The 12,479-nt window shown below is 50.7% G+C and carries 12 protein-coding genes; 6 read left to right on the forward strand and 6 right to left on the reverse strand.

The window, feature by feature from the left end:
- The first annotated feature begins 150 nt into the window (after positions 1 to 150).
- The 4 genes from A8F97_RS01990 to A8F97_RS02005 all read left to right on the forward strand — a co-directional run bounded on the left by A8F97_RS01990 (position 151) and on the right by A8F97_RS02005 (position 4,665).
- Positions 151 to 1,773 (forward strand): EAL domain-containing protein, encoded by a 1,623-nt coding sequence (locus A8F97_RS01990; RefSeq protein ID WP_033071843.1) that lies wholly within the window; start codon positions 151 to 153, stop codon positions 1,771 to 1,773.
- A 120-nt stretch (positions 1,774 to 1,893) separates the two neighbouring features.
- Positions 1,894 to 2,235: a zinc ribbon domain-containing protein YjdM gene (locus A8F97_RS01995; RefSeq protein ID WP_010285776.1), complete on the forward strand. Its 342-nt coding sequence runs from the start codon at positions 1,894 to 1,896 to the stop codon at positions 2,233 to 2,235.
- A 138-nt stretch (positions 2,236 to 2,373) separates the two neighbouring features.
- Positions 2,374 to 3,444, forward strand: a complete 1,071-nt coding sequence (mltB, locus tag A8F97_RS02000) for a lytic murein transglycosylase B (RefSeq protein WP_033071842.1) — start codon at positions 2,374 to 2,376, stop codon at positions 3,442 to 3,444.
- Between the two features lie 495 nt (positions 3,445 to 3,939).
- Positions 3,940 to 4,665, forward strand: a complete 726-nt coding sequence (locus tag A8F97_RS02005; protein ID WP_014700886.1) for a sulfite exporter TauE/SafE family protein — start codon at positions 3,940 to 3,942, stop codon at positions 4,663 to 4,665.
- Here A8F97_RS02005 and A8F97_RS02010 read toward each other — a convergent pair.
- The 6 genes from A8F97_RS02010 to A8F97_RS02035 form a co-directional block, all read right to left on the reverse strand.
- Positions 4,662 to 5,555: a LysR family transcriptional regulator gene (locus A8F97_RS02010; protein ID WP_033071841.1), complete on the reverse strand. Its 894-nt coding sequence runs from the start codon at positions 5,553 to 5,555 to the stop codon at positions 4,662 to 4,664. The genes A8F97_RS02005 and A8F97_RS02010 overlap by 4 nt on opposite strands.
- A 79-nt stretch (positions 5,556 to 5,634) precedes the next feature.
- Positions 5,635 to 6,342 (reverse strand): GGDEF domain-containing protein, encoded by a 708-nt coding sequence (locus A8F97_RS02015; RefSeq protein WP_025918797.1) that lies wholly within the window; start codon positions 6,340 to 6,342, stop codon positions 5,635 to 5,637.
- Positions 6,329 to 6,781 carry a DUF1987 domain-containing protein gene (locus A8F97_RS02020; RefSeq protein ID WP_014700883.1) on the reverse strand — a complete coding sequence of 151 codons (453 nt, stop codon included), beginning with the start codon at positions 6,779 to 6,781 and terminating at the stop codon, positions 6,329 to 6,331. Before A8F97_RS02020 ends, A8F97_RS02015 begins: the two co-directional genes overlap by 14 nt.
- A 1-nt stretch (position 6,782) precedes the next feature.
- Complete coding sequence (locus A8F97_RS02025) at positions 6,783 to 7,337, reverse strand: SiaB family protein kinase (protein ID WP_015731000.1); 555 nt, start codon at positions 7,335 to 7,337, stop codon at positions 6,783 to 6,785.
- 13 nt (positions 7,338 to 7,350) lie between these two features.
- A complete protein-coding gene (locus A8F97_RS02030) occupies positions 7,351 to 8,595 on the reverse strand; it encodes a SpoIIE family protein phosphatase (RefSeq protein WP_014700881.1) in 1,245 nt (414 codons plus the stop codon).
- A gap of 206 nt (positions 8,596 to 8,801) precedes the next feature.
- A complete protein-coding gene (locus A8F97_RS02035; RefSeq protein WP_033071840.1) occupies positions 8,802 to 9,995 on the reverse strand; it encodes an alpha/beta hydrolase in 1,194 nt (397 codons plus the stop codon).
- Between the two features lie 210 nt (positions 9,996 to 10,205).
- Between A8F97_RS02035 and A8F97_RS02040 the strand changes: the two genes are divergently transcribed.
- Both A8F97_RS02040 and uxuA read left to right on the forward strand, forming a co-directional pair.
- Complete coding sequence (locus A8F97_RS02040; RefSeq protein ID WP_005975951.1) at positions 10,206 to 10,940, forward strand: FCD domain-containing protein; 735 nt, start codon at positions 10,206 to 10,208, stop codon at positions 10,938 to 10,940.
- A gap of 282 nt (positions 10,941 to 11,222) precedes the next feature.
- A complete protein-coding gene (uxuA, locus tag A8F97_RS02045; RefSeq protein ID WP_015730997.1) occupies positions 11,223 to 12,419 on the forward strand; it encodes a mannonate dehydratase in 1,197 nt (398 codons plus the stop codon).
- Positions 12,420 to 12,479: the final 60 nt, after the last annotated feature.

Here is a 12,479-nt window from a genome sequence, read left to right on the forward strand (position 1 = left end):
GCGGAATAGCAGAACGAGCTAAGCCAACATGCGGTTGGCAATCCTGTTATCAAGGCCTTGAAATCATAATTATTTAGGATATCCATACATTGTCGGGAAGGGTTATGTGCTATGTTGGATTTCTCGTGATGATGATACGTCGCCTTCCCTATGAGAAAGAACCTGTTAGCTTGTTTTCAAATGCTCTGTTTTAAGAAAGGTTTTTTCTTATTATTTTTCAGCCTATTTTTTATCCTAGCTTTGCTTTTTGCGCTGGTACTTGAGGTCCACTCGATTTTCAAACTCAAACAGTTTGAAGAGGATGTGGAGACGTTTTCTACTCTCACGCTTGAACACGCTGGCGAAATAATGGCGCAGGCGACCTCCGCGCTGGATAAGTTAGAAGAATACCGTTTGCCTTATTGCGAGGATCCTCATCTGAATATGCTACGCAAGGTGGCTTACGATAATGATTATATTCAGGACGTGGTCTATATCGATGGGAATCGGCCGCGCTGTTCTTCAATGCTGAACGACATTAATACCTTATTTCTTCCCAAACCCGATTTTGTTTATAAAAGCGTCTATGGCGTTTGGTATAATGTCGAAAGCCCGCTGAACCGTAATAAGAGAATGATTTATGTTGGCGCAACGCATCATTTTGTCGTGTTAAATCCGCGTTCATTTCTGGATATTCCCTCCCATAGCCATAATATCCGATGTACATTGCTGGAAAGAAAAAAACAGAATGGACAGGTTATCTTGTCGGATTCGATCGATGGTAGCGTTTTCCCTCGCCTGATAACGGGAGAAAATCGAGCCGATAGATTTTATATTGATAGTAAATATTATGTTCTAAAACCGCTATCAAATAGCAATCTTGCTCTGGTGGTGAGCGCAGATAAACCCGTGAGTACTACCCGTTATCTGACAATTTTTTTCTCCTCTTTGCCCCTTTTTTTCCTCTTTTCCCTACTGCTTTCGACGTTGATCTCTCGGCGAACACTGACTATCCAGAGTCCGCGTTATGTTCTTAATCAGGCACTGAAGCAAAAAGAGTTCGAATTGCATTATCAGCCGATTATTGAACTGAATACCGCCCAGGTTGTGGGGTGTGAAGCGTTGATTCGCTGGTGTCATTCGGACGGGCGCGTAATTATGCCGGACTCTTTTATTCCCATGATTCGTCAGGTGGGGTTGATGAAAGCAATGACGTTATACGTCATTGATGAGGCGTTACAAACGGCCTGCGTGCTGAAGAAAAGTTATCCTGAGATGTTTGTTTCTATCAATCTTGAGGCCGCGGAATTTGAAGATATTTCCATTTTCAATTATCTCGTGGAGTATATTGCCGTACACGGTCTTGAAGGGACGAATATCAATGTCGAATTAACCGAGTCATCAATGATCGAACCACAAAAGGCCGGATTGATGGTGGAATTGTACCAACAGAAAAGCATTGATGTTGCCATTGACGATTTTGGTACTGGATATGCCGGGCTGTCGTATCTTGAACGGGTCAAAGCCAATAAGCTTAAAATTGACAAATCTTTTGTCTGGAATATTAATAATCATTCACCAGGCGACATTGTGCTGTCTCATATCGTCAGCATGGCACATTGCCTTAACCAACAAATTGTTGCCGAAGGTGTCGAAACCCTGATTCAGGAAACCTACCTGAAAAGCCTTGGTGTAGCCTATGCGCAGGGCTGGCTGTATTCCAAAGCGCTTACGCAAGAAGCATTAATTGTGTTTCTGGCAGCAAGGCGAGGAGCGGTGTCAGACGGGCTGTAAAGTCGCGATAAACTCAGCTTCACTATCAAAAACAGGTATAAAAAGGTAAAATATCGGAAATAGGGTGATTACCTAATGATATTTATTGCTTTTTTATTGTGAATTTTTCAGGAGTTTATCATGCAACAGTTACCTCATTGTCCGAAATGCAGTTCTGAATATACCTGGCAAGAGGGCGAAATGCTTAACTGCCCTGAATGCGGGAATGAGTGGTCGGCGGCAGGCGATGCGGCGGCGCAGGATGACGTTTTAGTGGTAAAAGATGCCAATGGCAACCTGCTGGCGGATGGCGATACGGTGACGGTCATTAAAGACCTGAAAGTCAAAGGCAGTTCGACCCCACTGAAAATTGGCACCCGCGTGAAAGGGATTCGCCTGGTAGAAGGCGATCACAACATTGATTGTAAAATCGACGGTTTTGGTCCGATGAAGCTGAAATCTGAATTTGTGAAGAAAAACTGATTCAGGTGTGATGACGCGCGCGTCAGTCTCCTCTCTGGTTGGCGCGCAGCATTTTTTCATCTCTGGCTGGTTTTTTCACATCAGACAATCCTTTACCATAGCTGATATTGATTTCTTACCTGGCTATACGGATATCTGATGCGTCATTTGGTTCGTTTTCTCCCTCTGCTCGTTTTGCTCTCTGCCTGTAGCACTCAGCCAGCCCCCCCTCCTGCAGAAGCCCCTTCGGGTAATCCTTTCAAAGGCGGTTTCCTGCTTGAACCTGCACACAATGTCCATCCGCTAGGCGGCGATTTTGCGACTAACCCAGCCACTGCACGGTTTGTCGATAAAATGGTGCTGGAGCACGGTTTTAATCGCCAGCAATTGCATGATGTGCTGGTTCAGGCGAAAAGTCTGGACTGGGTGATCCGTCTGATGGATAAGCAAGCCCCGACATCTCGACCCCCTTCAGGGCCGAACGGTGCCTGGAACCGCTACCGTAATCAATTTATTACGCCAGATAACGTGCAGAACGGCGTAGCGTTCTGGAATCAATATCAGGATGCGCTACAGCGTGCCCAGAATATTTACGGCGTTCCTCCTGAGATCATCGTCGGTATTATTGGCGTTGAAACCCGCTGGGGCAGAGTAATGGGGAAAACGCGCATCATTGATGCACTGGCAACGTTGGCGTTTGATTACCCGCGACGTGCCGATTACTTTGCGGGCGAACTGGAAACCTTTCTGCTGATGGCGCGTAAGGAAGGCAACGATCCGCTCAGCCTGCGTGGTTCTTACGCTGGTGCGATGGGCTACGGGCAGTTTATGCCTTCATCCTTCAAGAATTACGCCGTGGATTTTGATGGCAACGGACATACCAACCTGTGGGACCCGGTGGACGCGATTGGCAGCGTAGCCAATTATTTCAAAGCGCACGGCTGGGTGAAGGGTGCGCCTGTCGCGGTGCTGGCAAACGGTCAGGCACCGCTACTCCCGAACGGTTTTAATACCCGCTACTCGCTCACTGAACTTCAGGCCGCAGGGTTAATGCCACAGCATTCGCTAGCGGGATACAGTGAAGCCAGCCTGCTGCGGTTGGATGTTGGGACGGGTTACCAATACTGGTACGGTTTACCGAACTTCTACACCATCACGCGCTACAACCACAGCACGCATTACGCGATGGCCGTATGGCAGCTTGGTGAAGCGGTAGGCCGCGCACGCTAAGGCCAGCGTGACTAAGATATCTGCTTGGTGTGGCAGCCCCATTCTCAGGGGCTGTCTCTTACATAATGCAGGGACGTAAGTGAGGTTTGCCGTTATCCGGCGTAAGAAATTATGCTGAGGAGATAGCAGGCTCAGCTTGCGCCACGCAGGGAGCGTGTCGCAAGCGGTCCGTTAAGCCTGATACCGACGAAGGCATCGCGTAGCGACATAATTTAGCCGGAAGCTAGGGTTCGCAGGGCGGCGGCGACTGAGCGCCCTGCGTCGGGCGCGTGCTACGAGGTAGCATGAAAATAACGATATTGTGGCGCACGAAACGGCCTCTGAGCCTGCATATGCATTATGCATAAAGATGTGACTCCAAGACTCTCAATCCTCCCTTTATCTCAAATTTTCCCTGAATCAGCCTCAATACAATCCGCATAGACACCAGTAGTGCCCTCATTGGACTATTCCTGCGTAGAGTTCTTCCTATGACGCAACAAACCGAGGCGATAAATGACGACGATGATGGTGGTATTCCTGCTGGCTGGCGTGGTGAAAGGTGTGATTGGCCTGGGATTACCAACGATCGCCATGGGCCTGCTAACGCTGGTGATGCCCGCAGCCAGCGCGGCAGGGTTACTGATTGTGCCTTCGCTGGTGACCAACATTTGGCAGCTTGTCTGCGGCCCTGCCTTTTTCAGTCTGATTAAGCGGTTTTGGACGCTATTTGTCGGCATTATTATTGGGACGTTATGGAACGGGCTACCTGCGCTAACGTCATCATCGTCATGGACGAGCGCGGCGCTTGGCGGCATTTTGGTGGTCTACGGCCTATGGGGAATCGTGGCAACCACCTTGCCGCAGCCAGGTCGTCATGAAATTTGGCTCTCGCCGCTGGTGGGCTACCTCACGGGCGCAATCACGGCGGCAACGGGGGTCTTCGTGATTCCCGCCGTGCCTTACCTACAATGCCTGCGGCTCAATAAAAACGATCTGGTACAGGCGCTGGGGCTGGCGTTTACCGTCTCTACTCTGGGACTGGCGCTACAACTGATGCAGGGAGGCGGGCTACAGAGTGTCGATCTCTGGCAGTCGGTGCTGGTGCTAATTCCTGCTCTGTTGGGCATGATAATTGGACAGCGCTTGCGCCACGTTATTAGCGAACAGGTTTTCCGGCGCTGCTTCTTTATCGGGCTGATTGCGCTGGGTGGATACATGGCGCTACGCGGGCTGGCCTAATCCGTATGTTCTGCGGTAATAAAAGTCACGAAATCCTGAACATAGCCGGGAAGAGTGGAAAATTGTCGAGCGCAGATAACCAGATTGCGCGTTGCCCACTCGTCTGACAGCGGAATCGTGTGAATCTCTAGCCGCGCCATCATGCGCTGTGCAGCATGTCGCGGAAGAATGCCAATGCCGATACCGCTGTGGATCACCTGCGTGACGGCATCGAAACTGGCAAGACGCACGCGATAATTCAGACGTTTTCCCAGCTTTCTGGCATGTTCATCGATGTGCTCCTGTAACGCAGCACCTTCGCTGAGCCCGACGAATTCGGCGTCAGAGATGGCGGAAAAGGTAAGTTGCGTTGTCCCTGACCAGATGCTGGTTCGAGGAACCACAACGACCAGTTCATCCTGGCGGAATGGTCGGGTTTCTAAACCGTCGAGTGTAACGGAGTCGGCCACAATGCCGAGGTCGGCGGTTTGGTTGCGGATGGCATCGACGATATCGCGGCTGAGTTTTTCATTCACTGATACGGATATCTGCGGGCAGGCCACCAGATATTGCCCCAGCAGAGCAGGCAAATACTCGTTCAGTGCAGCAGAGTTGCACAACAGGGGGATATGACCGCGCAGCCCTTTGCCGTATTGATGTAATTCGCTGCGCATATGTTCTACCTGACGCAGGATAAGGTGGGCATGATGTGCCAGCGAAAATCCCGCGTCGGTGAGCGAAACGCCGGCCTTTGATCGCAGCAATAACGCTACACCCAGTTCCTCTTCCATCCCCCGGATTCGCTCGCTGGCGGCCTGTACGGTCAGACTGGACGCCGCTGCACCACCGGTAATGCTGCCTGCTTTCTGAATATTGAGAAACAGTCGGAGATCGGTTAAATCGAATCGCATAGGGGAATGTGTCTCGGGTGAGCCAATACCCACTATTATGGTCGTGAGCCAGAGCGACGGCAATCGCTCAGCCTACGACTTATTGAAACTCCACCCTATTTCTTCCTTTTTCTTTGGCTTTATAAAGCGCAATGTCCGCCGCGCCGTATAGCGCATCGAAACGGGTCTTCTGCGGTGCCCAACTGACACCAAAACTGGCGGTGACGCGCTGCTGTGGCAGTACGCTGAGCGGCATCCTGTTGAGATCGTGATGGAGTTGGCTGGCAAGGGCGACGGCCTGCATGAGTGTGTGCCCTTCCAGCAGAATGGTGAACTCTTCACCGCCCACGCGGCCAATGCTGTTTGTCGTACTCAGGAGGTGTTGCACACGTGATACCAGATCGCAGATCACGGCATCGCCCGTCGGATGACCATAGGTATCATTCACCTGTTTAAAGTGGTCGATATCTAACACGATGAGCGCTGCCTGGTTGCGTTCCAGCGCATGGTTGATGCGTTCAATAATCGCACCGCGGTTATACACGCTGGTCAATGGATCGTGGCTGGCTTTGTATTCCAACTCGACCGCCAACTGGTTGAGCTGCGCGTTCAGGCGATTCAACTCCTTCTCAGCCCGATCGCTGCGTGAAATCAGGCGGTGTGACTCTCGTACCAGTCGCTGGTAATGGTCGGTTAATGCCAGCAGCGTGTCACGATAGACTTCAGCAGGCCTTTCCTGCTGGTTAGCGATGTTGCGCGCAGCGAGCAGAATGTCGTATTCCGGTGTAAACAAGTCAATTGTGCTCATGGTTATCACTCAAAATCGTGCTGTGAAAGGTCAGGGCAGGGAAGTCGATATGGAGTTCTTCACCAAATTCTTCCGCAATATCGTCGTCTTTGTCGTAATACCAATACAGCGCAATCGATAACGCCTGTTCCGCAGCCTGATTCAGCAGGTTGAACAAACTGAACAGCATCTTGGTGCTGGAGCTGTTGAAGTAAATCAGGGAAACATGTATTTCGATGCTTGGCTGAGTCTCATCCGGTGGCATGGTTTCTGCGCAGATCGTCAGTTTGTGTAGATAGGCTTCAATCTCGGTGAGCAGCGGACGATAAAACGCCGCAGCATTCTCAGGATAAGATTCGCCGGAAAGATAAAGACGGTGTGTGTCAAAGTGAAAATCAACTGCCGGGGTACAGGATGTCCCCGAAATATGGAGGTTGCTTAGGGTCGTTATATTTTTCATGTCAAATGATTGCCTTCAGATAAAACGTAGATAGCCCCGTTGATGCGTCGGCCCGAAACGTAAACTGGAGTGGCTCACTGGCATCACGTGCGACGGTCAACAGACCCATATCTGCGCCTTTGCTTGATGACGGGGTTTCATCGCGCAGAGAGACTTTGTAGGCGAGTCGGATTTCATCAAGCGTCATCCCGCGCAGTGGTTCAAGACGCCCGCGTAACTTCTCTACATCGTCGGGGCTTACCGGGTTGGCGCATAACAGGAAATATTTCCCATTTTCGTAACCCAGGCACACGGAGCCATGACGTACCTCAACGGGGTGATCAAGCGCAGTTAACTGTGCGGCGGAATAGCGAGTGATGTTTTGTACCATTTCCACGAATGTGGAGAACAGTCTGCGACGGATACCGGCGGGAAGCTGCTTTTTCTCCAGTTGTAGCCTCATGGTTTCAGCCAGTGAACTGATGATATTTTGTGAAAAATAGCCCACGTAATACAGCGTGATGTCATGCTGATGAGAGGGTGAAAAGAACTCGGTGTATTTGATGTCTGGCATCATTCTGCCTACCTGATTAAACAAAAGTCGAACAATGTCGGAAGCCCCAAAAGGTTAAATCATCTCGTCGGGTCTGATCGCCCTGGTAGATCTGGTGTGCGGATAGCAATTGGTTAGCCAGCTCACGCATGGGTTGGCTTTGATAGTGTTGGAGATGCTCTCGTAGCCGTCGTTTACCAAACATAATCCTGCGTTCTCCGCCAATTTGATCCGTCAATCCATCCGTGGTGGTGAAAAACATATCATTGTCATGCAGCGGCAATTCGTAGCTTGACCACTGATAGTCATAAGGTGTCTCGGTATAGCCGATACCCATTCGATCGCACTGGAGTGGCGTGAGTTGCCCGGTACTATTTTGCAGCATAAATGCAGGCATCCGTGCGCCGGAAAACGTCAGCGTGTTGCGCGTTGTGTCGCAGAACACCAGCATCGCGTCGCAGCCGTCATTAGAGGTTGAAAGCTGGCGAGTTTCGTCACGTTGCCCCAGCGTGTCTTTGATATGGCGGTTGATCGCTTGTAATAACCGCGCGGGTAGCATGGGGCCGTGCTGGGTCAGCGCTTGTTCCAACGCAGAAGCGAAGATCAAGGTCATAAATGCGCCGGGCACGCCGTGCCCGGTACAGTCTGTGACGGCGGCAAGCCAGCCGTTTTGATAGGTTTTAAAGGCATAGCAGTCGCCGCCGACACAGTCTCGTGGCTCCCAGGCTAAGCACCAATCGGCCAGAGAACGAGACATCGCCTGCGTTGATGTTGTTAGCATTGCGGACTGAATCACGCTGGCATATTCGATACTTTGCATGATCTGCTGATGTTGGCGTAGATGCATATCTGATACGGCCTTGATCAGATCGATGCCGAGTCCGATACCGATATAACGCCCGTTTTCGGTGATCATAAAGCCGTCCGTCAGCGATTTATCTCCGGTGATCACCGTTTGATCGGCGACGTCGTTTAACGACGCCAGCGCATCGATAATCAGCGGATTTTTATCCATAAACGCGATGCAGCTCTTTTTGTCATACAGTTCGCGATAAAAAGGCCGGGACATTTGCGAGAGAAAAATATGGCGGTTGATTAAGCCGAAAGGACGTCCATCCTCTACGACAGGCAGGCTGACCCATTCTTTATTTTTACTGAACAACTGCAATACGGTGGCATTGTCGGTGTCAGGAGAAACATCCGGCAGAGGAATGCAAAGATCTCGCGCCACCGGTGTACCGCGAAGGAGCGGTCGGGCGCAAGGAACGGGCATGGCGATCATGGTTAATCTTTGGGCGAATTTATCTTTACGTCAAAATACCTGCCCTTGATGACCAAATGATGACAACTCCCGTCATACTTCAAGCCACAGGTGCGTTGGCAATACTCGGCTCATATCTGAAAGGGCCAACGCTTTGCGTTGTTCAAAACGTTAACGTTTTGTCCTGCAACTCGAATTATTTAGGGAATGCATCCGTTTGGGTAAGGTTATTGTGCGTCTAATACGTTGAGCATAATCTGGTTTTGCCAGTCGAAATAGGGGTTGAAGGTCAGGCGCACATGGGTTTTACCACTTTCTATATATCCCCAGTCGGAATACCACAGCGTGCTGCGATCCGCGCAGGCCGTCAGGTCGTTATTGGTTTGTCCGTTGGCGCAAATAACGATTGAGCCGGTTTTGCCGTATTCCGTATTTTCTGGTGAAAATAGGAGCGACATATGTGAGAGCTGGCTGATACGCCATTCAGGCAATGAACCTGTACGCACTAAAATTCGTGAGGAATGTACCCCAGCAGGGCGATCGCCGTACCAGATTAGGCGACTGCGCGGGTTGGTAAACTGCGTATCGAACATGTTGACAATATAGGTCGTATCGACGACGGAATCATGTTCCGCCAGAACGATTAACACTGGCTTGTCATAAGGTTTTTTGGCCAGTTGTGAACGAACACCGCTGCTGGAATAGTAATATTGAGCGAAACCGTTAGTCGGTACGCGCATATAGCGGGTCGCTAACTGCTCAGGATAACCAGGGCGCGGCGGCATCAGCCAGTCGGTAAATACGGACAGCAGTGGCGTCATGAAATCGTATTTTTCGTTGGATTTAATCGCGGGTGAAAACAGCACGAGCCCTTTGATTTCAGCGTGTTGTGACGCGTATTCCAGCACCAGGTTGCCGCCAGTGGAAAAGCCGCCCAGATAGATTTCATCCACCTCTTTACTGAGGATTGCTGCCTGTTCGGCGACCGCTTTGCGCCAGTCATCAACGGTGACGTGCAGCAGGTCGGAAGGGCGCGTGCCGTGTCCCGGCAGCAAAACGGTTCTGACCAGAAATCCTTGTTCGACCAATTTCGGTGTGATGTCAATGAACGAACCGGGGGAGTCTCCCAGTCCGTGCACCAGTAAAATCGCCTTACGAGGTTGACCCGATGGGCGGGTTTCACTGGGGGTATTCCAGCGTAATTCCCGTTGTTTATCGGTGGTTTGGAAGGCGCGATGCTGCTCTACCCAGCGTGCCGTTTCCTGCTGATAGCGCTCGAATGATGGTTGCCCTAATGGTGTCATATCACGTGGATTGCTGTTGCACCCCACCATAAAAAGCACGCCCACGAGGGCGAACAAACCTACCATCACCCGTTTCCAGATTGGCCACGAAACGAACCGGAATACGTTTATTGTCATTTATTCTCCTTGCCTGCTGGCGACATCAACCTGATAGCTAATGGGATATGGCGATTCGACAACACTATATCTGAAATTATTTAGCAAGCATGGCGCTCAATGTGCGGCGCTGTGGGGCTTCATGTTATACTTCGGACAAATTAGGCGTTTTTTCTGTCTTTTGGTCAGGCCAATATTACGATGGCCGATGTTGAATAAAGGGATGGCGGTATGCGTTTATATCAGCAGATTGGTGACAATCTTCGCGCGGAAATTCTGAAAGGAAACTATCAGATTGGCGATCGCTTGCCTCCCGAGCGTGATATTGCTGAAACCTACAACGTTAGTCGTAGCGTGGTACGCGAAGCCCTGATCATGCTGGAGCTGGAAAAGCTGATTGAGGTACGCAAAGGTTCGGGCGTTTATGTTATGCAACTCCCGACCGCGCAGGGGAAAGATAGCGTAGTCGACAGCGGCTATGGCCCTTTCGAGCTGATGCAGGCGCGCCAACTGCTGGAAGGTGAGGTTGCTGCATTTGCCGCGATGCAGGCCACCAAAAGTGACATTGTGAAAATGCGACAGGCCATTGAACAGGAAAGGGCGTCGCTTGAGAACGGCAGCGTGGATGAAAGCGCTGATGAACAGTTCCATTGCCTGTTGGCACAATCCACTCAAAACAGTGTCTTAGCCAACATGGTGTATGAGGTGTGGCAAGCGCGTAAGCGCAGTCCAATGTGGCAGGGAATTCACTCTCATACCGATGATTTCAGCTATCAGCGCCAGTGGTTGGACGATCATGAACAGATCCTGCGGGCCGTATCTCGTCGTGATGTGAATATGGCGCGTCAGGCGATGTGGCAGCATCTGGAGAATGTAAAAATTAAACTGCTGGAAATCTCGAATGTGGACGATCCGACCTTTGACGGCTACCTGTTCGAGTCCGTTCCTTCCCGCCTGGAATCTTAATTTCCCCGTTATTCCCTTTCTATGTGGATTTTCTCTCCGACATCATATTGGCGTATGGAGAGAAAGATATCAGACCAAATGATCTATTCCTGACGTTTTTTTCATTTTAATTGCCTATTCATGCAGGTTGTTAGTCCAAAAAATGGATTTTTTGTGTAATTGGTCAATCAATTTACACATTTCGTTTGACAGCCTGCATCGGTGAGGTAGGCTTTTCCTCATTTATTGATGAAAAAAGTGACGAAAACAACCATCTCACTTGGCAAAAAAGGGTAACTCGGTATGGAACAAACTTGGCGTTGGTACGGTCCGAACGATCCTGTCTCACTGGATGATGTTCGACAAGCTGGAGCAACCGGCGTGGTGACGGCGTTGCACCATATCCCCAATGGCGAAATTTGGTCGGTTGAGGAGATTGAAAAGCGTAAAGCTGAATTGAAGGCGAAAGGGTTGGTGTGGTCGGTGGTCGAAAGCGTACCGGTTCATGAAGAGATCAAAACCCAAACGGGGAATTATCGACAGCATATTGCCAACTATCAGCAATCGCTGCGAAATCTGGCACAGTGTGGCATTGATACAGTGTGTTATAACTTCATGCCCGTGCTGGATTGGACGCGAACCGATCTTGAATATGTGCTGCCGGATGGCTCAAAAGCGCTGCGTTTCGATCATATTGCCTTTGCTGCCTTTGAACTGCATATCCTGCAACGCCGCGGTGCTGAAAAAGATTATACGGCGGATGAGCAGGCACAGGCTGCTGACTACTACCGCGGTATGAGCGAAGAGGATATTGCGCGCTTGACCGGCAATATCATCGCAGGCCTGCCGGGGTCTGAAGAAGGCTATACGCTGGATCAATTCCGTGGTCGTTTGGCTGAATATGATGGTATCGACCATGCCAAACTGCGTGAGCACCTTGGTCACTTCCTGCGTGAAATTGTGCCTGTCGCGGAATCGGCCGGTCTCCGTCTTGCTATCCACCCTGATGATCCACCGCGCCCAATCCTTGGGTTGCCGCGTGTGATGTCCACCATTGACGATATGCGTTGGCTGAAACAGACGGTTGACAGCCTTCATAACGGCTTTACTTTTTGTACCGGCTCTTACGGTGTGCGTGCCGATAACGATCTGGTTGACATGCTGGAAACGTTTGCCGATCGCGTGCATTTCACCCATCTGCGTGCCACCTGTCGGGAAGAGAACCCCAATTCGTTCCACGAAGGGGCGCATTTGCAGGGGGATGTGGACATGGTGGCGATCATTAATGCCATCCTGGCGGAAGAGTTGCGGCGTCAGAAGGCGGGCGATCGTCGTCCTATCCCTGTGCGCCCAGATCATGGGCATCAGATGCTGGACGATCTGAAAAAGAAAACCAATCCTGGCTACTCGGCAATCGGTCGCTTGAAAGGGCTGGCGGAACTGCGCGGCGTTGAGCTGGCGCTGAAGCGCACGCTGTTTACCGAATTGCAGCAAGGGTGATGAAATGAAACAGACCGTGCTGGCATAAGCACGGTCTGTTGGCGTCTGATGCGTAAGAAC

This window comes from Pectobacterium parmentieri, assembly GCF_001742145.1.
Taxonomy (GTDB): Bacteria; Pseudomonadota; Gammaproteobacteria; order Enterobacterales; family Enterobacteriaceae; genus Pectobacterium; species Pectobacterium parmentieri.

Excerpts from the sequence above, each read along its gene's own strand:
- A8F97_RS01990 (WP_033071843.1), top strand. The coding sequence starts at position 151 with ATGAGAAAGAACCTGTTAGCTTGTTTTCAAATGCTCTGTTTTAAGAAA.
- A8F97_RS01995 (WP_010285776.1), top strand. The coding sequence starts at position 1,894 with ATGCAACAGTTACCTCATTGTCCGAAATGCAGTTCTGAATATACCTGG.
- mltB (WP_033071842.1), top strand. The coding sequence starts at position 2,374 with ATGCGTCATTTGGTTCGTTTTCTCCCTCTGCTCGTTTTGCTCTCTGCC.
- A8F97_RS02005 (WP_014700886.1), top strand. The coding sequence starts at position 3,940 with ATGACGACGATGATGGTGGTATTCCTGCTGGCTGGCGTGGTGAAAGGT.
- A8F97_RS02010 (WP_033071841.1), bottom strand. The coding sequence starts at position 5,555 with ATGCGATTCGATTTAACCGATCTCCGACTGTTTCTCAATATTCAGAAA.
- A8F97_RS02015 (WP_025918797.1), bottom strand. The coding sequence starts at position 6,342 with ATGAGCACAATTGACTTGTTTACACCGGAATACGACATTCTGCTCGCT.
- A8F97_RS02020 (WP_014700883.1), bottom strand. The coding sequence starts at position 6,781 with ATGAAAAATATAACGACCCTAAGCAACCTCCATATTTCGGGGACATCC.
- A8F97_RS02025 (WP_015731000.1), bottom strand. The coding sequence starts at position 7,337 with ATGATGCCAGACATCAAATACACCGAGTTCTTTTCACCCTCTCATCAG.
- A8F97_RS02030 (WP_014700881.1), bottom strand. The coding sequence starts at position 8,595 with ATGATCGCCATGCCCGTTCCTTGCGCCCGACCGCTCCTTCGCGGTACA.
- A8F97_RS02035 (WP_033071840.1), bottom strand. The coding sequence starts at position 9,995 with ATGACAATAAACGTATTCCGGTTCGTTTCGTGGCCAATCTGGAAACGG.
- A8F97_RS02040 (WP_005975951.1), top strand. The coding sequence starts at position 10,206 with ATGCGTTTATATCAGCAGATTGGTGACAATCTTCGCGCGGAAATTCTG.
- uxuA (WP_015730997.1), top strand. The coding sequence starts at position 11,223 with ATGGAACAAACTTGGCGTTGGTACGGTCCGAACGATCCTGTCTCACTG.